This window comes from Streptomyces sp. NPDC058240, assembly GCF_042882135.1.
Classification (GTDB): domain Bacteria; phylum Actinomycetota; class Actinomycetes; order Streptomycetales; family Streptomycetaceae; genus Streptomyces.
Genome location: NZ_JBHVWT010000010.1, coordinates 175,994 through 201,259, shown reverse-complemented (window position 1 = coordinate 201,259; position 25,266 = coordinate 175,994). Strand labels below are relative to the sequence as shown.

22 protein-coding genes and 3 pseudogenes are annotated in these 25,266 nt (G+C 70.2%); 8 read left to right on the top strand and 17 right to left on the bottom strand.

All coding sequences use genetic code 11. The features are described 5' to 3' along the window. The first annotated feature begins 23 nt into the window (after positions 1 to 23). Positions 24 to 1,214 (top strand): serine/threonine-protein kinase, encoded by a 1,191-nt coding sequence (locus ACFVX4_RS19455; RefSeq protein WP_389978598.1) that lies wholly within the window; start codon positions 24 to 26, stop codon positions 1,212 to 1,214. A gap of 43 nt (positions 1,215 to 1,257) precedes the next feature. Here ACFVX4_RS19455 and ACFVX4_RS19450 read toward each other — a convergent pair whose 3' ends face one another. Continuing rightward, positions 1,258 to 2,622: a hypothetical protein gene (locus tag ACFVX4_RS19450; RefSeq protein WP_389978595.1), complete on the bottom strand. Its 1,365-nt coding sequence runs from the start codon at positions 2,620 to 2,622 to the stop codon at positions 1,258 to 1,260. Between the two features lie 141 nt (positions 2,623 to 2,763). Here ACFVX4_RS19450 and ACFVX4_RS19445 point away from each other — a divergent pair. Next, positions 2,764 to 3,000 (top strand): annotated as a pseudogene (locus tag ACFVX4_RS19445) (M24 family metallopeptidase); the annotation flags it as partial. 28 nt (positions 3,001 to 3,028) lie between these two features. Here the strand turns inward: ACFVX4_RS19445 and ACFVX4_RS19440 are convergent. Beyond that, complete coding sequence (locus ACFVX4_RS19440) at positions 3,029 to 3,754, bottom strand: glycoside hydrolase family 75 protein (RefSeq protein WP_389978592.1); 726 nt, start codon at positions 3,752 to 3,754, stop codon at positions 3,029 to 3,031. A gap of 178 nt (positions 3,755 to 3,932) precedes the next feature. After that, on the bottom strand, positions 3,933 to 5,741 hold the full coding sequence (gene ggt / locus ACFVX4_RS19435; protein ID WP_389978589.1) for a gamma-glutamyltransferase: 1,809 nt from the start codon (positions 5,739 to 5,741) through the stop codon (positions 3,933 to 3,935). A 108-nt stretch (positions 5,742 to 5,849) separates the two neighbouring features. On the opposite strand from ggt, the pseudogene ACFVX4_RS19430 reads away from it, so the two are divergent. Next, positions 5,850 to 6,053 (top strand): annotated as a pseudogene (locus tag ACFVX4_RS19430) (hypothetical protein); the annotation flags it as partial. Between the two features lie 437 nt (positions 6,054 to 6,490). Here ACFVX4_RS19430 and ACFVX4_RS19425 read toward each other — a convergent pair. Next, positions 6,491 to 6,877, bottom strand: coding sequence for a winged helix-turn-helix transcriptional regulator (locus tag ACFVX4_RS19425; protein ID WP_389978586.1), 387 nt, complete (start codon positions 6,875 to 6,877; stop codon positions 6,491 to 6,493). Between the two features lie 103 nt (positions 6,878 to 6,980). Between ACFVX4_RS19425 and ACFVX4_RS19420 the strand changes: the two genes are divergently transcribed. Next, complete coding sequence (locus ACFVX4_RS19420; RefSeq protein WP_389978583.1) at positions 6,981 to 7,604, top strand: NAD(P)-dependent oxidoreductase; 624 nt, start codon at positions 6,981 to 6,983, stop codon at positions 7,602 to 7,604. A gap of 285 nt (positions 7,605 to 7,889) precedes the next feature. Here the strand turns inward: ACFVX4_RS19420 and ACFVX4_RS19415 are convergent, their stop codons facing one another. Continuing rightward, positions 7,890 to 8,678, bottom strand: a complete 789-nt coding sequence (locus ACFVX4_RS19415; RefSeq protein ID WP_389978580.1) for an SAM-dependent methyltransferase — start codon at positions 8,676 to 8,678, stop codon at positions 7,890 to 7,892. A gap of 560 nt (positions 8,679 to 9,238) precedes the next feature. On the opposite strand from ACFVX4_RS19415, the gene ACFVX4_RS19410 reads away from it, so the two are divergent. Next, on the top strand, positions 9,239 to 9,658 hold the full coding sequence (locus ACFVX4_RS19410; RefSeq protein WP_389978577.1) for an alpha/beta fold hydrolase: 420 nt from the start codon (positions 9,239 to 9,241) through the stop codon (positions 9,656 to 9,658). A gap of 19 nt (positions 9,659 to 9,677) precedes the next feature. Here ACFVX4_RS19410 and ACFVX4_RS19405 read toward each other — a convergent pair whose 3' ends face one another. Then, on the bottom strand, positions 9,678 to 10,850 hold the full coding sequence (locus ACFVX4_RS19405) for a cytochrome P450 (RefSeq protein WP_389978574.1): 1,173 nt from the start codon (positions 10,848 to 10,850) through the stop codon (positions 9,678 to 9,680). A 250-nt stretch (positions 10,851 to 11,100) separates the two neighbouring features. Here ACFVX4_RS19405 and ACFVX4_RS19400 point away from each other — a divergent pair, with 250 nt between their 5' ends. Further along, positions 11,101 to 11,376, top strand: a complete 276-nt coding sequence (locus ACFVX4_RS19400; protein WP_389978571.1) for a PQQ-binding-like beta-propeller repeat protein — start codon at positions 11,101 to 11,103, stop codon at positions 11,374 to 11,376. 584 nt (positions 11,377 to 11,960) lie between these two features. Here the strand turns inward: ACFVX4_RS19400 and ACFVX4_RS19395 are convergent. The 5 genes from ACFVX4_RS19395 to ACFVX4_RS19375 form a co-directional block, all read right to left on the bottom strand. Then, on the bottom strand, positions 11,961 to 12,491 hold the full coding sequence (locus ACFVX4_RS19395; protein WP_389978568.1) for a hypothetical protein: 531 nt from the start codon (positions 12,489 to 12,491) through the stop codon (positions 11,961 to 11,963). Further along, positions 12,488 to 13,924 (bottom strand): sensor histidine kinase, encoded by a 1,437-nt coding sequence (locus ACFVX4_RS19390; protein WP_389978565.1) that lies wholly within the window; start codon positions 13,922 to 13,924, stop codon positions 12,488 to 12,490. Before ACFVX4_RS19390 ends, ACFVX4_RS19395 begins: the two co-directional genes overlap by 4 nt. Continuing rightward, positions 13,921 to 14,604: a response regulator gene (locus ACFVX4_RS19385; protein ID WP_389978562.1), complete on the bottom strand. Its 684-nt coding sequence runs from the start codon at positions 14,602 to 14,604 to the stop codon at positions 13,921 to 13,923. Before ACFVX4_RS19385 ends, ACFVX4_RS19390 begins: the two co-directional genes overlap by 4 nt. Positions 14,605 to 14,671: 67 nt before the next feature. Beyond that, positions 14,672 to 16,336, bottom strand: a complete 1,665-nt coding sequence (murJ, locus tag ACFVX4_RS19380; protein WP_389978559.1) for a murein biosynthesis integral membrane protein MurJ — start codon at positions 16,334 to 16,336, stop codon at positions 14,672 to 14,674. Continuing rightward, entirely contained in the window at positions 16,333 to 17,496 is a 1,164-nt protein-coding gene (locus tag ACFVX4_RS19375) for a lipid II:glycine glycyltransferase FemX (protein ID WP_389978556.1), read from the bottom strand. The genes murJ and ACFVX4_RS19375 overlap by 4 nt, the downstream gene beginning before the upstream one ends. A 225-nt stretch (positions 17,497 to 17,721) precedes the next feature. Here ACFVX4_RS19375 and ACFVX4_RS19370 point away from each other — a divergent pair, with 225 nt between their 5' ends. Continuing rightward, a complete protein-coding gene (locus ACFVX4_RS19370) occupies positions 17,722 to 18,936 on the top strand; it encodes an Ig-like domain-containing protein (protein WP_389978553.1) in 1,215 nt (404 codons plus the stop codon). A 139-nt stretch (positions 18,937 to 19,075) separates the two neighbouring features. Beyond that, positions 19,076 to 20,675, top strand: a pseudogene (locus tag ACFVX4_RS19365) (CocE/NonD family hydrolase). Positions 20,676 to 20,733: 58 nt separating this feature from the next. On the opposite strand, the gene ACFVX4_RS19360 reads toward ACFVX4_RS19365, so the two are convergent. The 6 genes from ACFVX4_RS19360 to ACFVX4_RS19335 form a co-directional block, all read right to left on the bottom strand. Beyond that, entirely contained in the window at positions 20,734 to 21,606 is an 873-nt protein-coding gene (locus ACFVX4_RS19360; protein WP_389978550.1) for an amino acid ABC transporter permease, read from the bottom strand. Then, positions 21,603 to 22,247, bottom strand: a complete 645-nt coding sequence (locus ACFVX4_RS19355; protein WP_389978547.1) for an amino acid ABC transporter permease — start codon at positions 22,245 to 22,247, stop codon at positions 21,603 to 21,605. The genes ACFVX4_RS19360 and ACFVX4_RS19355 overlap by 4 nt, the downstream gene beginning before the upstream one ends. 17 nt (positions 22,248 to 22,264) lie before the next feature. Beyond that, entirely contained in the window at positions 22,265 to 23,176 is a 912-nt protein-coding gene (locus ACFVX4_RS19350; protein WP_389978668.1) for a glutamate ABC transporter substrate-binding protein, read from the bottom strand. Between the two features lie 14 nt (positions 23,177 to 23,190). After that, positions 23,191 to 23,934, bottom strand: a complete 744-nt coding sequence (locus ACFVX4_RS19345; protein ID WP_389978544.1) for an amino acid ABC transporter ATP-binding protein — start codon at positions 23,932 to 23,934, stop codon at positions 23,191 to 23,193. Between the two features lie 123 nt (positions 23,935 to 24,057). Further along, entirely contained in the window at positions 24,058 to 24,498 is a 441-nt protein-coding gene (locus tag ACFVX4_RS19340; protein ID WP_389978541.1) for a DUF6278 family protein, read from the bottom strand. Positions 24,499 to 24,632: 134 nt separating this feature from the next. Beyond that, entirely contained in the window at positions 24,633 to 25,265 is a 633-nt protein-coding gene (locus ACFVX4_RS19335) for a TetR/AcrR family transcriptional regulator (RefSeq protein ID WP_389978539.1), read from the bottom strand. Position 25,266: the final 1 nt, after the last annotated feature.

Genomic DNA, 25,266 nt, shown 5'->3' with positions numbered 1-25,266 from the left:
GCACAGGGGGAGGCATACAGCACATGAGGTACGGGGCAGACGGTGCCGGCCTGCCGGAGCGCATCGGCGGGTACGCCGTGGAGCGCGAGTTGGGGGCCGGCGGGATGGGCACCGTCTATCTGGCGCGTTCGCGCGGCGGGCGCGCGGTGGCCGTGAAGGTGGCGCGCTCGGAGCTCGCGTCCGACCCGCACTTCCGGGAGCGGTTCCGCGCCGAGGTCGCGGCCGCGCGCAGCGTGGGCGGCTTCCACACGGCCCCGGTGGTGGACGCGGACCCGGCCGCCGCGGCGCCCTGGCTGGCCACGGCGTATGTTCCTGGGCCCACGCTCGCCGCGTTGCTGGAAGCCGAGGGGCCGATGGACGAGGCGCGGCTGCGGCAGCTGGGCGCGGCGCTCGCCGAGGCACTGGCGGCGATCCACGGCTGCGGCCTGGTGCACCGTGACCTGAAGCCCGGGAACATCATCATGGCCTCGGACGGCCCGCGGGTGCTGGACTTCGGTATCGCGCGGGCGCTGGAGTCGACCCGTCTGACGGCCACCGGTATGGCCTTCGGGACGCCGGGGTTCCTGGCGCCCGAGCAGGCTCAGGGGCAGGAAGTCAGCGGCGCCGCGGACGTGTTCGCCCTGGGTGCCGTGCTCGTCGCGGCGGCGGGCGGCAGCGCGTTCGGGGCGGGTACGCCGATGGGCCTGATGTACCGGTCGGTGCACGAGCCGCCGGATCTGACCGCGGTGCCGGACGGCCTGCGGCCGGTCCTGGAGTCGTGCCTGGCCAAGGACCCGGACCAACGGCCCACGCCGGAGACCCTGTTGGACCTCTTCGTGCCGGACACCGTGACGTGCTCCCCCACGGTGGCGGTACCCCCGCCGCCCTTCTACGCACCGTCCGACGCCGTCCCGTGGCACCAGGCCCCGACCGAACACGCCCCCGTGGGCGACACGTCGGACGACAGCGACCTCGCCTTCGTGGCGGTGGCTCCGGAGAGTTCGCTCCTGATCGACGCCTCGGGCGTCGCGCTCCACTCGGCGGCCGGGGAGATGCAGTTCGCCTGGGCCGGGATCAGCGCCGTCGAGTACGCGGCCGAGGGCCCCAAGCACCTCCGGGTGACTGTCCGCCTCCACGACGGCACCACCCACCTGTGCCTGCTCGCCGCGCGCAGGCGGGCCCGTCTGCGGGAGTGGCTGGAGGACCTGCCGCTGATCCTGGAGTGCTTCACGTAGCCGACGCGAGTGGCGCAGTGCGGCCGGGGTCCTTCGTTCCGGATCAGGCCGGGTTCGCGATGCCCGCCACCCGCAGTGCGTGGACGACATCCCGCTCCCTGGCCGGCGACACCGCTCGGGCCGCAGTCAGCAGTCGCGGTACGAGACGGTGCGGATCACCCGCCGCGACCCGGGCCGCGTCCTGTGGAGTCCGTACCCGGATGAAGGCGCCCAGCAACGCCTGTGCCTGCGCCCCGTGTCCCGCCCTCTCCAGGGCCACCACCGCATCGGCGATCTCCCCGGCCGGCCTCGCCACACCCTGGCGCAGCAGCTGCGCGCAGTCGTCGGGGCGCCCCGCGGCACTCAACGCGGCGGCGGCCGCGGCCAGTTCGGCGGGCGGCAGCGAGGACACCTCCCACAGCAGGGTCGCCCAGTCGGCGTCGAGGCCCGCACGGTGCAGCTCGACGGCGAGTACCGGCAGCCGATCGGCGGGCCGGCCGGCCGCCTCGCACAGAACGACATGCGCCTCGCCGCTGCGGCCCCCGGCCCGCAGCCGGATCAGCCGCTCGACGACCGCCGCGGCGGCCCGGCGGGCCTCGGGGTCCGGGGCGGCGGCACGGGCGGGGGCCGCGGATGCGTCGTCGGCCGGGGCGGCGGCGAAGCGGGCTCCGCGTGGCACGGCGGCCGTGGCCGGCGGGACGGGCAGGACGGGAGCGGTCACGGCCGGGACGTCATCCGCGTCATCCGCATCGAGCCCCGCGAACCGGGCACCGCGTGGCTTCCCGCGCCTGGCTGCGGGTGGCCGGGGAGCCGGGAGCGTGACTTCCGCGCCGCGCTCGGGCGCGGCCGCCTCCGCCCGCGCCGCCCCCTCGACCTCGGACGGGTCCCCGTGCACCGGTTCGGCCTCCCCGGCCCGGTCCGGCTCCTCCGTACGGAACCAGCCCTTCGGCACCGATACCGCGGCCAGCCGCGCGCGCAGCTCCGAGCAGCGGGCCGTGGCGCGTTCGTGGTCGTCCCGGGCCCAGGCGACCGCCTCCATGTCCGGGGCCGTGCCGCCCGCAGCGGCGGCCCGGAGCCGCCGGACCGCGTGCGTCTGCTCCCGCAGCATCAGCTCCAGCCGCTCGACGAGCATCTGCCGCCCGCCCGCGCGCCGGTCGTGGGCGGCCACCGAGGCGGAGTACAGCTCGGCACCCCGTACCGACTCGTGCTGCGCGAACGCCGTGCCACGCATGGCCGCCAGGTCCTGGAGGAGCGACTCCATCACGTCCCAGGGCGGAATCTCGGTGCCGTCGAGACAGGCGCGCATCCCGGCAGGATCGCGCCGGCGGAAGATTCCGTACCAGCCGCTCCCGGGGTCCAGCAGCGCCACAACATCCCGCAGGTGTTGCGTGAACTCCCGTACTTCCCCAGTATATTGATGCTCTGTCATCATCGCCCTCGCCGACATCGGCCGGAGCCTTCCAGCCCGCAGGCATTCGACATCAGCCGTGTTACGGCGCGGCTACGCACGCTTTTCGGGCGCGATGCGGCCGAAGCCCGACCACCGCACCGCACCACCGCCCGAGCACCCCGCCCGGAGCACGAGGACCCGGCCGTCCCCAACGAGGGACGACCGGGTCGTGGCATGCGGCTGCGGCACGGAATGGTGCTGGCGATCGAGCCGATGCTGATCGGCAGCGGCAAGGACGTCTTCCATCCGGACCGGGACGGCTGGACACTGCGCACGTCCGACGGCAGCCGCGCCACACACGCCGAACACACGGTGGCGATCACCGACGACGGCCCGCGCATCCTGACCGCGCTGTGACACCCCGGGCCCTGGAGCCCGTCCGGCCCTAGTTGTTCTGGATGAACTGCTTGGCGAGGGCGTCACCGGCGGTGACGGCGGCGCCGTGGCTCTCGATCGGCGACACCTTGGAGTTCTTGAACAGGATGTAGGTGACGCCGGACTCCGCGCCACCAGTCTCCGGGTCCGGGTCGATACCGAGGGCCTTGGCGGTGGCGTACGAGGCCTCACCGATGATCTTGTTGGGACCGGTGTCACCGACGACCGCGTACTCGACCTGGTTGTTGTAGATGACGGCGACGACGCCACCGCCCTTGATGCCGGCATCGCCGTAGTTCCAGATGCTGCTGACACTCGGCACGACGACGTACGGCAGCTTCTCGGCGTTCAGCGGCTTTCCGGCGGAGGTGGGGAACGCCGTCCCGTTCTGGAACCACGGGTCGGTGTCCTTGTTGCAGGCGGTGGTGATCTCGCCGTCGCAGTCGATGTCCATGTCGGCCTTCCAGAACACGGCACCGTTCTTGCCACAGACCGGAATGGTCGCCGAAGTATCCTCGTCCGTACGGTACTTGCCGTTGGATATCTGCGAACACGAGGTGACCTTGGCCAGCAGATCGGCCGCGCTGACGGAACCCTCCTTGAGGTCTGCCCCGGACCGGCCCGCAGGGGGGTTCGCGCCCCGGGCCGGATCGGCGTGGGCCGCCGGGGTCAGAGTGACGGCCGCGAGCAGGGCGGCGCCGGAGGCGGCAGCGAGGGCGAGCGTTCGGGTACGCACAGTGGGGGTGCCCTTCCATTAGGAAGCTTTCCTTACCGACGCGCTCAACATGGCCCCGGGCGGATACCTCCGTCAAGACCACGGGGCTGGTTCCTCATGAATGAACACAAGGAACCAGCCCCGCACGGAATACTATTGACGCATCGTCACTTTCGGTTCAGCCAACGGCTGTCGGCCGTCACGGGCGTCCGCTCGGCTTCACGACCATCGCCGATCCCCCGCCCCGGCGCACCTTCTCCGCGGCGGCCAGCCACCGTCCGTCCGGCAGCCGCTGCACACCTGTCGCTGCCCCGATCTCGGGGTTGAGCTTGAAGACATGTCTCAGCGACTCCAGTTCCGCCCGGACCGGACTGTTCCACAGCTCCGGTTCGAGCTCCGTCGTCGCCGAGTTGCGCTGGCTGGCGCGCGGTGCCGCGATGGCGTCGACCAGCGGGAGCCCCCGGTCGACCGTGCCGATGAGCGACTGGAGGACGGTCGTGATGATCGTGGCACCACCGGGCGACCCCAATGCCAGGACCGGCTCGCCGTGCTTCAGCACGATCGTCGGCGAGATGGACGAACGCGGGCGCTTGCCCGGACCGGGCAGATTCGGGTCGTGGACCGCGGGGTCGGCGGGCGCGAACGAGAAGTCCGTCAGCTCGTTGTTGAGCAGGAAGCCCCGCCCCGGCACGGTGATGCCGCTGCCACCGGTCTGCTCGATCGTCAGGGTGTACGCGACGACGTTGCCCCACTTGTCGGCCGCGGTCAGATGGGTGGTGTTCTCCCCCTCGTACGTCGTCGGGGCGGCCTTTCCACCGGCCTTGCAGTCCGCCGGGTGCCTCGGATCGCCCGGTGCTAGCGGGCTGGTCAGCACGGCGTCGTCCTTGATCAGGCACTCCCGCGCATCGGCGAACCGCTGACTGAGCAGTTCCCGCGTCGGCACGTCCTCGAACGCAGGGTCGCCCACCCACCGCCCGCGGTCCGCGAACGCGATCCGGCTCGCCTCGATGTAGCGGTGCAGGTACCGCGCCTCGCTCGCCTGCGAAAGGTCCGTGGACTCAAGGATGTTGAGCGCCTCGCCGACGCTGGTGCCGCCGGACGAGGAGGGTGCCATGCCATACACGTCGAGGCCGCGGTAGCCGGTCTTCGTCGGGGCCTGCCGCAGCGCCCGGTAGGACCGCAGGTCCTTCGCGGTGAGATCGCCGGGCCGCACCACCCGGGTGGACTTCGGGTCGACGGGCGGGTTACGTACGGTCCGTACGACGTCGTCGGCCAGCTCGCCCCGGTACAGCTCGTCGATGCCCTTGCGGCCCACCTGTTCGTAGGTGCGCGCCAGGTCGGGATTCTTGAACACGGAGCCGGCCACCGGCAGTTGGCCCCCGGGCAGGAAGAGCTTCCTGGTCGCCGGGAAGTCGGCAAACCTGGCCTGGTTGCCCTCGGTCTGCGAGCGGAACGTGCTGTCGACGACGAAGCCGTCCCTGGCCAGCCGCTCGGCCGGTTTCAGCACCTGCCGCAGCGACTTGCTTCCCCAGGTGTCGAGCGCGGTGTCCCAGGTCGCCGGGGTACCCGGGGTGCCCACGGCGAGTCCGCTGGTCACGGCCGCGTCGAAGGCGAGCGGCTTGCCGTTCTCCAGGAACAGCGAGGAGTCCGCGCTGCGCGGCGCGGTCTCCCGGCCGTCGATCGTCTCCACGGTGTGCCTCTTGGCGTCGTAGTAGACGAAGTAGCCGCCTCCGCCGAGGCCTGCCGAGTAGGGCTCGGTCACACCGAGCGCCGCCGCGGTCGCCACCGCGGCGTCCACCGCGTTGCCGCCCTTGCGGAGCACCTCGATACCGGCGGCCGAGGCGTCCGCGTCGACACTGGCCACCGCCCCTCCGTAGCCCACCGCGACAGGTGACTTGGGCGGAGCCGCCGACGGTGGCGCGGGCGAGGACGGGGCGGCCGCCCCGATCGTGACGACAGCGGCGAGAACAGCCGACAACGACACATTCCGCGCAACGGAACGTCGCATGCGCACCTCCAGTGCAGGATCGTCCGCGCAGGGTAACGCCGTCCCGCCCACTCCGTCAGGACCGCCGTGATGCCGCGTCCGAATGCCCGCCAACATGGCTGCCCACGGCTGCCGGGCAATTCCGAGTGCCTCCTCGTCGTCAACCGCGACGCGGGTGGCGACGGCTCCGCCCACCGCCACGACGTCTTCGCCCTGCTGGAGCTCTCCACGCTCATCAAGGACTGCTCGGCACACGTGCAGATCCTGTCCCACGACATCGCGCAGCAGGGTTTCGGCGAGCGCACCGAGTTCTGTGCCGGCGGACCGGTCTCCAAAGCACCGAAATGCTCGTTTCGGAATGAGGTTCGGAGACGTAGCAAGCAGGTGATGCGGCTGAACCGTGCCGTCGGGTCGACAGAGTTCCCTCGTAGGTGCACAAAGGAAGAACCGGCAGACACCGCCCTTTATCGTGTTCCCCGGTCACGGGATGGGCGGCCCACCGGTTCACTGCCTCAAGTACCTCACAGGGAACCATCCCTGACGAGGCGTCAATCACAGTACTTGGATGGCAAAGCGCGCTACTGCGAGCGCCTGCTTACCACCGGCGTACGCTATCGACCTCCGTCTGGCACACAAAACAAGCCAGCCGACACCGCGCAAGCGGCACCGACTGGCGATCCAACCTCCCGGGGTGCCCATCACGATCCCGGCGGACCTGCGCCCTCCCCACGTGTGAAGGGCGACAACCCACCCCGGCACCGGCCGCCTCGTCATCCGGCGCGGTCGAGGCGGGTGGCGTTGTCGTACGACTCCCGGGCGTCAAGTAGTTCGTCCCAGTGTTTCTCCGTCCAGGCGCAAGCAACCGCCAGCGGTTGGAGCATGCTGCGGCCCAGCGGCGTCAGTTCGTACTCGACATGCGGGGTGGCCTCGGCGTAGACGGTGCGCTTGACCAGACCATCTCGTTCGAGAGACCGCAGCGACTGGGTCAGGACCTTGGGGGTGACGCGGCTCAGCGGCACGCGCAGCTCGGAGAACCGGCGCGGCCCGTGCTCAAGACAGCGGATGATGAACGCTGCCCACTTGTCGCCGAATCGGATCGGATTGAACGAGGACGGGCACAGTTCGTCGAACATGTCGGCGGGCAACGGTTCCCTCATGGCCTCACCCTAGCCGGTATCCCAGTGGTAACCGGGGCCCTCGATAGCCTCCGAGAACTGGCCGGGGCGCACGGGCTCCGGCCCTCGTGAGAGGCGGTTCGTCATGAACATCGTGGTCTTCGGCGCCGGCGGCCGGGCCGGGCGGCAGGCTGTCGCGGAGGCGCACCGACGCGGACACCAGGTCACCGCGGTGGTGCGCGACCCTGCGGGCCACAGCGATCTGACCGACGTGCGGGTGGTGGCGGGCGACGTCACGGACACGGCGAGCATCGAGCATGCGGCCGCCGCGCATGACGCCGCCATCAGTGCCGCCGCGGACCTGTCCGTGCCACCACACGAGTTCTTCACCGCGTCGTCCCGCGCCCTGACCACCGGCCTGGCCGAAGCGGGCGTGCACCGCCTCGTGGTGGTCGGGCTCTCATCGGTCATGCCCGGTGCGTCCGGCGCTCCCCTGATGGACGAGCCGGGCTACCCGGACGAGTACCGCTCCTTTTCCCTCGGCCACGCGGCGGGCCTCGACGAGCTGCGGAGGTGTGACCTGGACTGGGCGTACGTGGCCCCGGCGGGCGACTTCGACCACGAGGGCACGCGCACCGGCCGTTACCGGATCGCTGAGCATGGCGACTCGGCCAGCCGGATTACGTACGCGGACCTGGCGATCGCACTGATCGACGAGATCGAGGCGCCCCGCCATCACCGGGCCGCCGTCAGCGTGCGGGAGGCGTGACACCCGAGGTCCACGACAGCCAGGGGCGCCGGGTGCTGCTCCGGTGGAGCAGCACCCGAGCGCGCGGGCGGCGCTGACGGTCGACGGGGACCATGGTCGCGTACTCGATGGGACATCGAATACCCACCCAACGATGCGAGACGAGCCACTAGTTACGGACGCGGCAGAGGTCGTTGTACTGGCCGGAGACGCCGCATCCCCTCGCCGAACCGCGGAGGTCGGTTCGTCAGGCCACGGCCGGTCCGGGGCCTCGGTCGTGACCCGCGGGTGTGCAAGGGCCGCATATCACTTGCGGGCGACGAACCCCCACTGATCGACGGGCTCAGCACCATCTTCGCTCAAGCTCGCACGCCACAGGGAGATGGACCCGAATCCCGGTTCGACCAGTTCCATCCCGTCGGCACTCGCGAGGATCTCCTCGGGCCGGCGCACCAGGTAGGGCGGAGTGTCTCCGGCCGCATAGGCTTCCTGGGCTGCCAGTGTCTGGGGGGTGGCGACCGTGTCGCAGAGGACCAGGTAGCTGCCTGTCACCGTGCCGGCCATGTATCGGCGCATGAGGTCGATACCGGCCCGGGGTTCGACGTGTCCCAGCGTGGACAGCACCAGGACGGCCACGGGCTGTGTCATATCCAGGGTTCGGGATGCTTCCTGGAGTACTCGCTCGGCTTCCAGCATGTCCGCATGCACGTAGTCCGTCACCCCGTCCGACGCGCTTGTCAGCAGGGCGCGGGCGTGTGTCAGGACCAGTGGGTCGTTGTCGACGTAGACGATGCGTGCCTTCGGCTGGATGCTCTGGGCAACCTCGTGGGTGCTGTTCTGGACGGGGAGCCCGGTTCCGATGTCGAGAAACTGGGTGATTCCCGCTTCGTCGGCCAGGTACCGCACCGCACGCGCCTGGAAGGCCCGTGACGCACGGGCGAGGTCCCGGGTCTGGGGGTAGCTCGCGATGACCTGGTCTCCCAGTTCCTGGTCGACCGGGTAGTGGTCCTTGCCTCCGATCCAGTAGTTCCACACGCGGGCCGAGTGCGGTACGCCGCTGCGGATCCGGGCCTCGAGCTCTGTCTGCTCAGTCATTTCGGTTCTCGTCTCGTAGTGTCCGAAGGGCAGCCGTGGCGGCCGGCGCCCCGTGCTTGCCCCCCAGGGACGAGGTCTCGGAAGGCCCCGTCACATCTGCGGCCGACCAGGCCCCGCCGCCTTCCCGGGCCCGCTGCTGCTGAGCGAACGCCTCGGGCCGGCGCTCTACGAACAACAGCTGATCAAGCAGGATCCGAAGGGCCGTCTCGCCCCCGTACATCCCAGGTCGACGGAGCGCCGGGTTCAGCTGGTCGACAAGGTACCCGAACCGTTGCCTGCATGGTCAGGCACGCCCAGCTCCGGTTGTGGACGACCGAGTTGACCTCGCACGTGGCACCGGCAGCAGCGGCCGGGCCCTGTATGACCTTCAACTCGATCCAGGCCGGATCGGACTGAGCCGCCCCATACACGTACCGGCAACAGTCAGCGCCACGGCAGCAGTCACGGCCGTACGCATACGTCCGAACAACACGGTGCTTCCCCCCTCGCCGACGTACCGCAGACACCTTGTGCACCACGATGTCGCCGCGGCATCGGACCTGACCATGACGCAGGAATAGGTGCCCCACGCCGTCGACACGGTCGGCCTGCTCCGGCGGCACCGATCGGTGGACCCCGAGCGGGTCTTCGTCCTCGGCCACAGCATGGGCGGCAAGGTCGCCCTGGCCGTCGCCGCAGCACCCACGGTCGCTGGTCCGGTGATCACGACCGGTGCCGCGCAGCCGATGCACCAGGCCGCCGTCCGCGTCGTCAGCTACCTCGCCACCGTGGTTCCCGACCAGGTTCCGCCCGCGGCCATCGAGACCTTCCAGCGGCAGGCCACGCTTGGCGGCAGCGCGGAGACGATGCCGCGGCGGGGCGTCCTGCTCTTCCCCCGCGGCGAGTCGGACGCGGACGGGATCGTCCGGTGCTCCGGCGGTTCACCGGGCGGGGTTCCCGGTTGGTGTCGCCTGGTGGGGTCAGGTGTCGCAGGCGTCTGAGGTGTCGAGCAGCTGGGAGCTACCAGGTCGCGGGCAGGTGCCGGGGGCTTCGGGTGAGAGCACTCGTGTGCCACTCGACGGCGTCGACCGGCACGGTCAGGCGGAGGTTGGGGAGCCGGGTGGCCAGTCGGTGCAGGGCGAGGCGGAGTTCCGTGCGGGCCAGGGCGACACCCAGGCAGTAGTGCTGTCCTCCGCCGAAGGCGAGGGTGGGGTGTTCCAGTGGGGCGAACAGGTCGGCGAAGGGGTCGCCGGGGAAGGCCGCAGGATCGCGGTTGGCCGCGCCGCGGTCGAGGGTGACGAGGTCTCCGGCCCGGATGGCTGTCCCGCCGATCTCCAGGTCTTCGGTGGCGCGCAGCGGGTTGAATCGTTTCGCGGGGTCGTTGAGCGGGATCAGGTGTGTCAGGCGGTCGGCCAGTGCCCCGGCGGCTGCTTCGTCTTCGTCGGAGGCCAGGCGGGTCCAGTCCTGCGGGCGTTCGTCCAGGAGGTAGAGGAGGGCGTTGCCCAGCATGGTCACGGTGGTGTCGTAGCCGGCGACCGCGAGGGTGGTGACGAAGTTGACGAGTTGGGGTTCGGGGATGCCGCCTTCGCGGTCGGCGGTCTGTACGAGGGTGGTGATCAGGTCCGGGCCGGGGGTGCGTCGGCGTTCGGCCATGAGGCGGGTGGCGAATTCGGTGAACTCGCGTGCGGCCTCGGCGGTTTCGTCTTCGGGAACCGAGGGTTCGGGGAAGGCGAGTTCGGTCCAGCGCAGCAGCCGGGCGTCGTCCAGGTCGTGGATGCCCAGTAACTTGTTCATGACGGCGATGGGCAGGGGGCGGGTGTAGTGGTCGACGAGGTCCGTGGGTGGGCCGTGGTCGGCGAGGTCGGCGATGAACCGGTCGACCGTCTCGGCGACCATGGGCATCACGCGGCCGATCGCGCGAGGGGTGAAGGCGCCTTTGGCGGTGTGGCGCAGTCGCAGATGTCCGGTGCCGTCCTGCTTGGCCATGGCGTCGGGGGTGTCGGTGAGGGGCGAGGCGGCTTTCGTGGGCAGCAGGGCTCGGGTGAACCGGTCGTCGGCCAGGACCTGGCGGACGTCGTCGTAGCGGGTGAAGTGCCAGGCGGGGCTGCCGTCGGGCAGTGTTGTGTGCTGGGGCGGGCCGGGGGCGGCGAACGTCAGCCGGTGCAGGGGAAGAGTGTCCTCGTTGGCGGTCATGGTCCTCCTGCCGTGCGGCGGCCAGTGACACCGCGTCGGCGGTGTTGGGTTCCCGTCCGTGTCCGCCGGTCACGTGACGGTTTACACCGAGCGTGGGGTGGCGCCCATCGGCGGAGGAGCGGGCGGAGTGGTCCCCGTGGCTTCTCGCCTCTGCGTCTTCCGGCTACTGGCACCCCGGGGCTGTACGGCTTCGCACCGTCACCTGACGCAGCTTGAACACACAACGTAACACGCGACTACTTTCAGTGCTGTGCATGTCGTTGTCGCCGGCCGTCACGGCCGCGTCGCCCTCGCGGCATCCCGCCAGCTCACGGCCCGGGGTGGACAGGTCTCCGGGGTCAGCCTGAGCGCCGGCGCGGTCCTGTGGCGGCACGCACTCGATGGCCGCGGCACCGGCCCCGTCTACGCCGACGGGGTCGTCTACGTGGGCACGCACGCCGGTACCGTGCTCGCGGTGGACGCCGAGACCGGTCGCAAGCCTCCCCGGGCGCGGCGCAAGATGCGGATCCGAGAGGCTGTCGGGTGACCTCGGATCGGAAAAGCGGACGCGGTCCGGTGCGTGCGATTCCGAGGCGGAGGAGGGAGTCGACGCGGAGCGTCGTCGACCGACGACAACGCGGGAAGCGTGCGCACCAGGGCGTGGCCGCCCGGTCCGAGGTCACCCGACAGCCTCTGAGCCGCCACTCTCTTCGCACGCGCCGCTCGCCGCCTACGAGTGGCGAGACCCCGTCCACGACCGGCCACGAGATCGATGCCCTCCCCTGCGCTCCCTGTACGCAGTGTGAGCAAGTGACGACCGTACGAGAAGGGTGCGAGTCAGCCGTGGCCGGATCGAACTGTGGCCTTGTATGGCCGCGATGCTCCCCGTCATCCGGCGCCGGAGTCGGCATACCGCACGAGTGCGGATGAAACACGAGTACGGATGAAAGGCGTCACGGGGCCGCTCCCCCGGTTTCGGTCGAGAACCGGGGAGCGGCCGGTTCGAGGACCGCAACACACTCCACGTGAGGCGTCAGGTACACCATGGCGATCACCCGCCCCGCCCAAGTCGAGCAAGGCGGAGGCCAGGCTCCACCCGGGTCAGGCCAGGCACCCTTCGACAGGCTGGGATCACACGGCGCATCGGGCCGGCCCGATGACGCCGTCGGTGCCGACCACCTTCACCGCCTCGCCCCGGTCCGCGGTGCGGGCCTGCGCGGCGGTGCAGATCAGCTGCTGGCGGGCCACCTCGGAGAGTGTGGTGACGGCCGCGTTCAACCGGACCCGGACACCGTCCGGGCCCAGCTCGATGCTCAGATCGATGCGTGCGTAGGGAAGTTCGGTGCGCAGGCCGGTCGCGACCTCGCTCTTGTTCGGCCCTTCGAAGAGCAGGGCGACCGCCCGGTCGGCCCCTCGCCACGCCACTTGTGTATCGCCCGAGGAGGTGCCTTCCGCCGGTATCTCGATGGGCCGCACGACGGGCATCAGCCGGTTCGCGGAGGACGAGGACACGAAGTAGAGCAGTGTGCTCTGTTCGCGTCCCGGCGCCACGTCGACGATCGCCGGGTCGCCGACCTCGACGACGTCCGTGGCCCGTATCCCGCACCCGGTCGCCAGCAGGACGAGGGGCAGCAGTGCGCCGAGGGCGCATACGCCCCTCACGGCCCCTCCAGCGGCAGTTCCACGGTGAGGACCGCGCCGCCCCCGGGCCCGTCGGCGGCGCGCACGGTGCCGCCGTGCAGCCGTACGTTCTCCTGGGTGATCGCCAGTCCGAGTCCGCTGCCGGCCGACCGGGTGCGGGCCGCTTCGGCCTTGTAGAAGCGGTCGAAGATATGGGGCAGCACGGCGGGGTCGATGCCCGGACCGCTGTCCGCGACCTCGGCCACCAGCCGGTCCACCGCACCCTTCCGTTCGGTCCGCAGCCGTACCGTGACGGGCTCCGCACCGTGCCGCAGGGCGTTGCCGACGAGGTTGGCGACGATGACGTCGAAGCGGCGCGGATCGAGCATCGCCCGTATTCCGTCGGTGAGTTCGGTGCGGACCCGGTCTTCCCAGTGCCTGTTCTCCAGGGTCTTGCGGATCACTTCGGCGACATCGACCTCGTCGAGGTGGAGATCCGCGGCCCTCGCGTCGAAGCGGGAGATCTCCATCAGGTCCTCGACGAGGGTGGCGAGCTTGCCCGTCTCGGCACTGATCAGCCGGACGGCCGCCGCGGTGTCGGGGTTCAGCTGGGCCGCGTCCTCGTCGAGCACCTCGGTGACGGCGAGCATTCCGGCGAGCGGGGTGCGCAGCTCGTGCGAGACGTCGGAGGCGAAGCGCCGGGCCCGCGCCTCCGCCTGCCGGAGCTCCGCCACCGACTCCTGGAGCTTCGTCGACGAGTCGTTGAACGTCCGGGCGAGTCCGGCGAGTTCGTCGGAGCCCCGGACCTCGATCCGGGTGTCGAGTTCGCCCCGGCCGATGCCCGCGGCGGCCCGCCGCAGGTCGCGCACCGGGCGCAGCACGCTGCGGGCCGCGAGCAGTGCGGGCACCAGCGCGATCAGGAGCGCGGGCAGAGCGCCGTCGCGGGCTGCGGTCACCATGGCTTCGACATTGGCCTCCTCGGTGGAGAGCCGCATCACGGCGTAGAGGACGAGCCCGGTGGGCTGACCCCCGTCGCCGCGGTCGATGAGGGCGGGCATTCCGATGGTCAGCCAGGGCACGCCGTCCTTGACGACCCGTTGGAAGGAGCCGTGCGCGCTGCCTCGGGCGGCGGCCTGCAGTTCGGGTGTGATCACCCCGGAGGTGGGACTGTCCGAGGAGGAGACCCGGATCGTCCCGTACTCGGCGAAGACGACCCAGGGATGCGGCTTGCCTTCATTGGCGAGACTGCGGCAGGCCCGCCGCAGCTGTTCCTCGTCCACCGGCAGGGTCACGGCCTGTGCGCCGATCCGGTCGCGGAACTGGTCGACGGCCGTGTCCTGGGCCTGTTGCAGGATGGCTGAACGGGCCTCGCGGTAGGTGAGGGTGGCGGTGGTGGCGGCGCTGATCGCCGCGACCAGGAGGAAGGCTCCGACGAGACGGGTACGCAGTCCGAACCGTGCGGCGAAGAGTCTCATCCGAGCGGACCGAAGCGGTATCCGAAGCCGCGGACGGTCTGGATGTAGCGCGGGCTGCCCGTCACGTCCTCGACCTTCTGCCGCAGCCGCCGCACACACGCGTCGACCAGGCGCGCGTCCCCGTGGTAGCTGTGCTCCCAGACGTATTCGAGGAGCTGCTGTCTGCTGAAGACCTGCTCGGGCGAGGCCGACAGATGGAGCAGCAGTTTCAGTTCGGAGGGTGCGAGCAGGAGGCGCTGCCCGGCCTTGGCGACCGAGAGTCCGGCCCGGTCGACGGCCAGTTCGCCGTGGATCTCGGTGCCTCCGCGCCCGGCCGGTTCGACGAGCCTGCGCAGTACGGCACGGATCCTGGCCTCGATCACTTCGGTACGGGCCGGCTTGACGATGTAGTCGTCGGCGCCGGCCTCCAGCCCGACGACCACGTCGAAGTCGTCGCCCCGGGCCGTGAGCATGATGATCGGCAGCTGGCTGGTCTCGCGTATCCGGCGGCAGACCTGGACCCCGTTCATCGCGGGGAGCATCAGGTCGAGGAGCACCAGATCGGGTCGGAACTCCCCCAGGGCGGCCAGCCCCGCCTCGCCGCTCTCCACGGCGCGCAGTTCGTGGCCGCGCCGCCGCAGCCCCAGCTCGACCCCTTCGCGTACGGAGGGGTCGTCTTCGATCAGCAACACGCGAGGCATGGCAGCAGTATCCCAGCGATCAAGAAATGGATTCGAATGGGTGAGCGGGCAGGTCTGCCCGGCGGGGTCATGCCCGCCGCAGCCGTCCCCGGCCCGCCGCGATCACGGCGCTGACCTCCCGCAGCCGGAGCGGCCGGGCCAGCAGCGCCACCGTGAGCAGGAGCACGAAAGAGCCCGCGCCCACCGCCGCGAAGTCCCCGAACCCGGCGCAGCTCCGAGCCGCCAGGTACCCCAGCAGCCCGGCGGGCACGGACGCCACCACCAGCCGGAGCTGCGCCCACAGCGCGGGCGAACGTACCGGCGAGGTTCCGGCGGCGTCACCGCGGGCGAGCCTGCGGTGCAGCACGTACGCGGTGGCCGCGAAGCCCGCGAACAGCGCCACCGAGTAGGCGCCGGCCATTCCCGTCACGGCCCAGCGGACCGGCAGCAGCAGATACGCGGCGACCGAGAGCCCGGCGTTGAGCGCCGCGATCACCAGATTGAGGAGGAACGGCGTGCGGGTGTCGCTCATCGCGTAGAATGCCCGGGAGAGCACGTACTGCCCCGAGTAGGCGATGAGTCCGGGCGCGAACGCCATCGTCATGCCCGCCATCACGGCGATGTCCGCGTCGTCCGTGGCCCCGTACCCGTACACCGCTCCCATCACCCACGGTGCCAGTGCGAACAGCAGGGCCACCGCGGGCACCACGACCGCGGCCGAGGTGCGCAGGGCGTACGAGACGTCGCGCCGCAGGCCCGTCAGGTCGTTGTCGGCCGCCGACCGGCTCATCCGGGGCATCATTGCGGTGACGAGCGAGACGGTCACGATGCCGTGCGGCACCACCCACAACTGATAGGCGTAGCTGTACGCGGTGTAGCCGGCGCCTCCCGCCATTTCCATGTCATGGGCACGCTGGCCGATGGTGGTGGAGAGCCGGGTCACCACCCAGTAGGCGATCTGGTTGGTCAGCACGAGCGTGACCAGCCAGCCGGCCGCGCGCAGCGGTCGGGTGAGGCCGCTGCCCCGCCAGTCGAACCGGGGGCGCCAGCGGAATTTCGCGGCGCGCAGCGCGGGCACCAGGGCGAGCGTCTGGACGACGATCCCGGCCGTCGTGCCCCAGCCGAGCCACCGGGCCTGGGCTGGGGCGAGCGTGCCGTCGGAGCCCGCCGCGATGCCCAGATAGAGCCCGAACACGGCGATGATCACCACGTTGTTGAGGACCGGGGTCCACATCATCGCGCCGAACCGGCCCCGGGCATTCAGTACTTGCCCGAGGAGGGTGAACAGTCCGTAGAAGAGGATCTGCGGCAGGCAGTAGCGGGCCAGTGCGACGGTCACGTCCGCCTGTGCGCCGTGGTAGCCGGGGGCGTAGACCGCGACGATCCACGGGGCCGCGAAAACCGTGAGGCCGGTGAGGGCGAGGAGGCCGACGGTGCAGACGGTGAGCAGCCGGTCGGTGTACGCGGCACCGCCGTCGGCGTGGTTCTTCGCCGCCCGCACCAGCTCGGGGACGAAGACGGCGTTGAGCGCCCCGCCGATGAGCAGCGTGTAGAGGATGTTGGGCACGGTGTTGGCGACGTTGTACCCGTCGGCCCGGAGCCCGGTGCCGAGCGCGGCGACGACGACCGCCGAGCGTATGAAGCCGGTCGCCCGGGAGACGATGGAGCCGGCCGCCATGACGGCGCCGTTGCGCAGCACCGAACGGGGCTTGGGGTCCGCGACCGTCGTGCCGGTCGCTTCGGTGGCCGTCATCGGCGGGCCAGATACGCCTGGAACGCCCGGTACAGCGCGTTGTTCGTGGCTCCGCCCACCGATGTCTCCCACTCTCCGAGCGTCTCGACGACCTGACCGCCGGTGCCGAGCTTCCAGCGGAGCAGCCCGAAGGGGCGATCGTCGGGGTCAAGGGTGGAGGGTACCCCGCGCATGTCGTGCACATCGGCACCGAGCCCATGGGCATCGAGCATCATCCGCCACTGCAACGCGTTGCTGGGACGGACCTCGCGGCGGTGGTCGGCGGACGCTCCGGTCTGGTACCAGACCCGTCGGCCGGTGCTGACCATGGTGTGGGCGGCCAGGATCTCGCCCTGGTGGACGGCGAGGTAGAGCCTCATCCGGCCGGGCTGTTCGGCGTTGAGCACGGCGTACTGCCGCTGGAAATAGGCGAGGGAGCGGCCGAGCCGGAAGCCGTCGCGTTCCTCGGTGATCCGCAGCAGCCGGTGGAACTCCGGGAGTTCGGACTCTCCGCCGATGACGATCCGCACCCCGGCCTTCCGGGCCTTGCGCACGTTGCGGCGCCATTCCTGGTTGAGCCCGGTCCAGAGCTGGTCGGGGGTCCGTCCGGCGAGCGGCACGTGGAAGACATGGCGCGGCTGCGCGTCGGCGTCCTCGCCGTCGCCGCCGCAGCGGCGCCAGCCGCGGGCCCGGAGCCGATCGGCGACGGCCGCGCCGAGCGGGTCCACCTCGGTCGCCAGCACGTCGGAGACTTTCCGGCCGGGCCCGGTGGCCGCCTTGAGACGGCCGGTGTCCCAGCGGCGGTACGCCGGTGAGGGACCGATCCGTACGGCGAAGGCGCCGGCTCTGCGCAGATGTGCCATGAGCGGGCCGAGCCAGCCGTCGATGTCCGGGGCGGCCCAGTCGGCCACCGGACCTTCGGGCAGATAGGCGAAGTATTTGCGGGTTCCGGGGAATTGGCGGTAGAGCACCAGAGCGGCTCCCGTCAGTTCGCCGGAGTCGCCGTACCAGCCGACCATTTCCGAGGTCCAGCGGTCCTTCACCCCGGCCCAGGACGGGTATTGCAGAAAACTCGCCCCCGGGCGGGTGGACAGGAATGCCCGGTGCTCGGCGGCGGTCAGGCCGCGTATCCGCAGCTCCCGGTCATGGCCGCGGTCTCCGGTCGCGAGCAGCGCTGACATGTTCGTGGCCCTCCCTGGTCCGCCCCGCTGTCGGCTCTGCGGGGCCGCACAGGATGCTCACAGCGGTCCGTGACGGAGCCGAGCGGCATATGTGACCGGACGATGACCGTTGTGCTGCGGTACATGTCACACAGGGCATTTCCCGGTTTTTGGCCGATTTGCGGAACCTATCGTCGGACAAATACCTCTCCATCGACGAGAAGCAATGCCTTGGAGGTTTTTCCGTTGATCGCTGCACGCCGGCCCGTACGCCGTACCGCTCCGCTCGGCCGCCCGGTCCGGCTCACCCTGATCGCCGGTACCGCGGTGCTCGGTACCATGCTCACCGCCTGTTCCGGTGCCGCCGCGTCGGACTCGGAGTCGAACAAGGGCCACGCGGCCGCGTCGGCCTCCGACGCCAAGATCTCGGTGAACCTCCGGGGCGCCCAGGCAGCCCCGGGCACGCCGGTGAAGGTGACACTGGGCACCGGAAAGCTGAAGGCGGTCACCGTGAGCGCGGACGGCGGCGAGGAGCTCACCGGCCGGATATCCGCCGACGGCAGGACCTGGACGTCGGACCGGCCGGCCGCGCCCGGCACCACGTACGGCGTCGAGGCGAAGAACACCGAGGGCGGCAGCGCGAAGGCCGGCTTCACCACCGCCGCCGCCGACAAGGTCAACAAGCTGTCGCTGGCCCCCGGCAAGAACACCACGGTCGGCGTGGCACAGCCGCTCTCGGTCGTCTTCGACAACCCGGTCAAGGACAAGGCGGCGGTGGAGAAGGCCCTGAAGGTCTCCACCTCGAACAACACCGAGGGCTCCTGGGGCTGGCTGCAGGACTACTCGGGCAAGGACCGCGTCGACTGGCGGCCCAAGGAGTACTGGAAGTCCGGCACGAAGGTCACGCTCGACGCCGATCTCAACGGCATCGACTCGGGCCCGTCCGGCGGCTGGTTCGTCCGCGACTACCGGACCACCTTCACGATCGGCGCCGACCAGGTGGTCAAGGTCGATCTCGACCGTCACCGGCTGGCGCTGAAGCGGGACGGGAAGACCGTCATGGACGTGCCCATGTCGGCCGGCACCCCCGGCGGCGAGAAGGCGTCCTGGCGCGGCACCGCCGTACTGATGGCCAAGGAGGGCACGATCAACATGCGCTCCGAGACGGTCGGCCTCGGCGATGCCTACGACAAGATGGTCGACTCCTCGATGCGGCTGACCTGGTCGGGGATGTACGCCCACGCGGCGCCGTGGAACGCGGCCTACTTCGGGGTGGCCAACCACAGTTCGGGCTGTGTGGGGATGAGCGACGCCAACGCCGCCGCGCTGTACCAGCAGGTGCGGGTCGGTGACCCGTTCGAGATCACCGGCGCGGACGCCAAGGGCACGGTCGCGGAGGGCAACGGGTACGGCGCGTGGAACGTGTCGTGGTCCGACTGGCAGGCGAAGAGCGCGCTGTAGCGGGCCGAGGAGCCGCGCCGGGCCTCCGGCAGCAGGCCCGGCGATCGTTGCCCTCACGTAACTTACCGACGAGTTACCACGAGTAAGGGGCCAGGGTTACCGTCGGGTCACTTTGCCGTGCACGCGTGAGGCGTGACCCGTGGGACGTCCCTACCCGGCTCCGCGCATCACCGCTTCCATCGGAACAGCCGCCGTCCTGTTCGCCGGAGCCGCCCTCGCCGCGGCTCCGGCCGCCGCCGCCCTGCCTCCCGCCGCGGCGGTCGCGGCTTCCGCGCCGGGCCTGGAGTTCCACGACATCCCCGGCTCCGGCGGGATCACGCTCAAGGGCAATGTGTTCACGCCCGCCTGAGCGGAGCCGGGCGCGAAGCACCCGCTGATCGTGCTGCCCACCAGCTGGGGCATGCCGCAGGTCGAGTACTTCGCCCAGGCGCAGAAGCTCGCCGACTCCGGTTATGTGGTGGTCGGCTACACCTCACGGGGCTTCTGGCTCTCCGGCGGCAGGATCGAGGTCGCGGGCCCGCCGGACCTCGCGGACGTCTCCTCGGTCATCGACTGGGGCCCTCGCCAACACCCCTGCCGACCCGGACCGCATCGGCATGGGCGGAGTCTCCTACGGGGCGGACATCAGCCTCCTCGCGGCCGGGCACGACAGGCGGATCAAGGCCGTGGTCGCGCTCAGCGGCTGGGCCGATCTCATCGAGTCGATCTACAGCGGCCGCACCCAGCACCTCCAGGCCGCCGCCCTCCTCGGCGGCGCCGGTCTGCTCTCCGGCCGCCCGAGCGAGGAGCTGAACCGTACGCTCACCGAATTCCTCGGCTCCGACCTCGCCAGGGAACAGGACATGATCGAGTGGGGCAGGAAGCGCTCCCCCGCCACCTACCTCGACGAGATCAACGCCAACGGCGCGGCGGCCGTCATGATGGGCAACGCCTGGGGCGACACGATCTTTCCGCCGAACCAGAACGCCTCGTTCTACGAGAAGCTGAGCGGCCCCAAGCGCCTGGGGTTCCGCCCGGGAGACCACGCCACGGCGGAGGACACCGGACTGCTCGGCCTGCCCAACGACACCTGGACCGACGCCCACCGCTGGTTCGACCGCTACCTCAAGGGCGAGCGCAACGGCATCGACGAGGAGCCGCCGGTCCAGCTCAAGTCCCGTACGGACGGCGGCTACGAGGGCTACCCGGACTGGAAGTCGGTGGGCGCCGCCGAGGAACGGATCGCACTCGACGGCACGAAGAGGATCCACGCGAACATCGACTCGGGCGCCAACGGCGGCATCGTCATGCTGTCCAACGCCCCCGACCAGTTCGTGAAGCTCCCGCCGCTCGCCTCCGTCCCGCTGCTGCCCCGTACCTTCGCGGGCGTCTGGCAGTCCGGGAAGTACGCCGCACCGCAGCACATCCGGGGCACGGCGAAGCTCCACACCACGGTGACCGGAAACAAGGAGAGCGGCACCTTCGTCGCGTATCTCTACGACGAAGGGCCGCTCGGCCTGGGCAAGCTGATCAGCAACGCCCCCTATACCTTCCACGGGCGGACGCCGGGCCGGCCGTTCCCCGTAGACCTGGAGCTGTTCTCCACCGCCTACGACGTCCCGGCCGGTCACCGTCTCACCCTGGTGATCGACACCGTCGACCCGCTGTACATCGAGCACAACCCGACCGGATCACAGCTGACCTTCTCCTCGACCCCGGCGGACCCGTCGTACGTGTCCGTGCCGTTGCGCGAGAAGTGATCACCGGCTGCTGCCGGGCAGGCACCGCTCTGCCGGGACCGCCTCGCGGCGGACCCCGCTACTGCACTCCCGGCAGCAGCGTTCCTGGTTCGGCCGGTGCGATCTCCACGGCCTTCATCTTCGGATTACGCCGTTCCCGCTTGGCCACCCAGGTCGCGAACCAGGAGAGCAGCATGCACATCCCGATGTAGATCGGCGAGATCACCATCACCACGGGGATGAAGGGAAGATCGTAGTCGAGGTTGGACGCGATGAGCTTGCCCGCGTGGAGGAATTCCTCGTAGGTGATCAGATAGCCGAGCGAGGTGTCCTTCAGCGCCACGACCAGCTGGCTGATGATCGTGGGCAGCATGGCGCGTACCGCCTGCGGGGCCAGTACGAACGTGGTGACCTGCGTCTTGCGCATCCCCAGGGCGTACGCGGCCTCGGACTGGCCGCGCTCCACCGAGTTGATTCCGGTACGGAACACCTCGGCGAGCACCGAGCCGTTGTACAGGGTCAGACCGGTGACCAGGGCGGGCAGCGGCTGCACCTTCAGCGCCACGAAGATGAAGAAGATCATCACCAGGACGGGCATGGCCCGGAAGAACTCCACGAGCAGCGTCGCGATCCAGCGCACGGCGCGGTGGTCGGAGAGCCGGCCGACGGCGAGGACGGCGCCCAGCAGGAGGGAGAGCACCGCGGCGTACGCGAACGCCTTGAGGGTGTTGCCCAGTCCGCGCAGCAGCAGTTCCTGGATGCCCTTGTACTCGAAGGGTGTCCATTTGGCGCTGGTGAACTGTTCGGTGTCGAAGAGCAGATAGACGACCCAGCCGACCAGGGCGAGGATCAGGGCCGTCGAGACGATCCCGTACAGGCGGTGGCGTTTGCGGGTGACCGGGCCCGGGATGTCGTAGAGCGCGGTGGGGGACGGCGCGGTGCGGGTGGTCATCGGGCGACTCCCCAGCGCTTCTCCATCACGTTGAAGAGCGCACTGATGGACAGGGTGATGATCAGGTAGCCGACGGCGATCCAGACGAAGGTCCAGATGATGCTGTAGCCCAGCTCGTTGAGGGTCTTGTAGGTGCCGAGCAGTTCGGTGACGCTGAACGCCCCGGCGATCGCCGAGTTCTTGGCGAGGGCGATGAGGGTGGAGCCGATCGGCGGGATCACCGACCGGAACGCCTGCGGCAGCACCACGGTGTTCAGCGTCTGGCCGAACGTCATGCCGAGGCTGCGGGCCGCCTCGCCCTGTCCCGTCGGCACGGTGTTGATGCCGGAGCGCAGCACCTCGCAGATGAACGCGGAGGTGTAGCAGCCGAGCGCGAGGACCGCGAAGAGCTTGAAGGGAAGGACCAGGCCGAAGCGCGGCAGTCCGAGCAGGACGGCGAAGAAGAGCAGCGTCAGGGGGGTGTTGCGCAGCACCATCACCCAGACCGTGCCGAGCACCCGGAGCGAGCCGACGGGGGACACCCGGCAGGAGGCCATGAAGAAGCCGAGGAGCAGGGCCAGGATCGAGGAGTAGACGGTCAGTTCGACCGTGCCGAGGAAGCCCTTGCCGTAGAGCGAGAAATTCTGTGTGAGTACGTCCATGGTCGATGCCCGCCCTCTCAGGTAGCCGGGTAGCGGTCGATGGGCGGCGGCTTCGGCGCGGGCACTCCGGACAGGCCGAGTGTGGCCTCGAACGCCTTCTTCCAGTTGCCGTTCTTCTCGTTCGCCTCCAGGGCGTCGTTGAGGGCGAACCGCAGCGCGTTGTCGCTGCGCGGGACGCCGATGCCGTACGGCTCCTGGGAGAACGGTTTGCCCACGACCTTCAGCTCCTTGGGCGCCTTGGCGGCGAAGCCCAGCAGGATGGCGTCGTCGGTGGTGACGGCGTCGACCTGGTAGGTCAGCAGGTTGTCGACGCAGATCGAGTACGTGTCGTAGGCGACCAGGATCGCCTTCGGGTAGTCGGCGGCGATGCGCTGGTACGGGGTCGACCCCGCGGCCGAGCAGACCGTCTTGCCGGCCAGGTCCTGAGGGCCGTTGATGTCGTGTTCGTCGGTGCGGACGAGGAGGCTCTGCCCGGCCATGTAGTAGGGCCCGGCGAAGCCGACGAGCTTCTTGCGCATGGCGTTGATGGTGTAGGTGCCGACGTAGTAGTCGATCTGCCCGTTCTGCAGCGCCGTCTCGCGGTTGGCGGAGGCGATGGTCTTGAAACGGATCGTCTTCGGGTCGAAGCCGAGCGAGGCCGACATCATCTTGGCGATCTCGATGTCGAAGCCGGAGTAGACACCGGTGGCCGGGTCCTTCTCGCCCAGGTAGGGCTGGTCCTCCTTGGCCCCGACCCGGAGGTAGCCGCGCTTCTTCGCCTTCGTCCAGGTCGGCGAGGCGGGCAGCCGGAAGCCGGAGTCGACCTTGTACACGGGCAGTTGCCCGGGCTTCGGGCCCTTCACCGGCGGGCTGCCCTCCTTGCCGCACGCGGCGGCGAGCACGGCCAGCAGGAGACCGGCGCAAGCGGCCAGAACTCTTCTCGTACGCAACACGGAGCCCCCCGTCAGTGCTTGAGGATCTTGGACAGGAAGTCCTTGGCGCGGTCGCTCTCGGGAGCGGTGAAGAACGCCTCGGGAGTGCGGTCCTCGACGATGCGTCCGTCGGCCATGAAGACCACGCGGTTGGCGGCGGAGCGGGCGAAGCCCATCTCGTGCGTGACGACGACCATGGTCATGCCGTCCCGGGCGAGCTGCTGCATGACTTCCAGCACCTCGTTGATCATCTCCGGGTCGAGTGCCGAGGTGGGCTCGTCGAAGAGCAGCGCCTTGGGGTCCATGGCGAGGGCGCGGGCGATGGCCACGCGCTGCTGCTGACCGCCGGAGAGCTGGGCGGGGAACTTGTCGGCCTGCGAGGCCAGTCCGACCCGCTCCAGCAGCTCCCGGGAGCGCCGGTCCGCGTCGTCCTTCTTCCGCTTGCGGACCTTGAGCTGGGCGAGCGAGACGTTGGCCAGCACGGTCTTGTGCGCGAACAGGTTGAACGACTGGAAGACCATGCCCACTTCGGCCCGGAGCTGGGCGAGGCCCTTCCCTTCCTCCGGGAGGGGTCTGCCGTCGATCGCGATACGGCCGGACTCGATCGTCTCCAGCCGGTTGATGGTCCGGCAGAGCGTCGATTTGCCGGAGCCGGAGGGGCCGATGACCACCACCACCTCCCCGCGGCCGACGGTGAGATTGATGTCCCGCAGTACGTGCAACTGTCCGTAGTACTTGTTGACGTCCCGCAGCTCGATCAACGGATCGACGGCCATACGCTGCCCTACCCACTTTTCGCTGTGTCGAGGTCAGCGCAAACTATCCAGCCTGAAAAAGGACTTCGTCACCGACACGCACAAATGGGGCATAAGGCTTCTTATCCGGTTGTAGCGAAATCCCTACCCTTCGGCCGACTCCGAGTACACCTGCGAGAGTTCGGGACTGCCGGCCATCGCCCAGTCCAGCCCGGCCTCGACCACATCGATCTCCCGCCCGGAGGCGAGCCGTACCGCGGGCCGTCCACTGGGCCAGATGTTCCAGGCCGCGCCGGGGACGTTCCGCACCAGGACCGTCCCGAGGTACAACCCGGCGTCGTTGCCCAGCCAGGGCAGTTCCTCGGGGTCGTCGCGCCAGCGCGGCGGCAACTGGTCGAGAGCCGCCAACGAGGCCGGACTGTCGTCGAGTTCGAGCCCGCGCTGCCCCGCCCGGACACGCAGCAGCTCGCACTCGGCGAGGAGCTCGGCCACGCCATCGGGATCGGCGGCGACGGCGGCGGCGAGCCCCGCCCCCCGCGCACCGTCGTGACGCTTACGCCAGTTGTCCAAGAAAGGGATGTTCATACCACTCAGGGTCGCATCCCTCCCGTGTTGCGCACCACAGGGCGCGCGGCCTGTCGTTCGAGTGCTGAACCCGAAGCGAGCGCCCGCGCGCGCTGCGCGGTGTGCACCGTGCACGGCCCGCCCCGGGCGGACGGTCACTCCTTCCTCGCGCCGGAACCGACGGATTCCGGCGCGAGAAGGGCCAGCAGTTCGTCGACGAGGTCCTCGCCGAAGGGTTCACGGGTGGCCAGGACGCGGTACCAGAGCATGCCGAACACGAGGTCGAGCACCGTGGACGGCGCCGGGCGGGCCGGCAGGTCGCCGCGCCGTCCGGCCCGGTCGAGGATCTCCCGGAGCGCCTCGCGGCGCCCCTCCAGGAAGCCGGTACGGAACCGCTCGCCGAACCCTTCGTCGATCTGGGCCTCCGCCATCAGCGCGCACAGGATGCCGGTGACCTGCCTGTTTCCGGCGAGCCCATAGGTGTCGCCCAGGAAGGCCCGCAGGTCGTCGCGGTACGAACCCTGGTCGGCGGTGGTGACGTACAGCTCGCCCTTGACGGAGAGCACGTCGAGCAGGACGTCGGCCCTGGATCGCCACCACCGGTAGATCGTCTGCTTCCCGCAGCCGGCCCTGGCGGCGATGCCCTCGATGGTCAGGCCCGCGTATCCGACCTCACCCATCAGCTCGAACGCGGCGACCAGGATCGCCATCCGGCTCTCCTCGCTCCGCTTGCGGCCCGGACGGGGTGCGGTGGGGGGTGTGGTGGGGGGTGTGTTCTCCGTCGACATG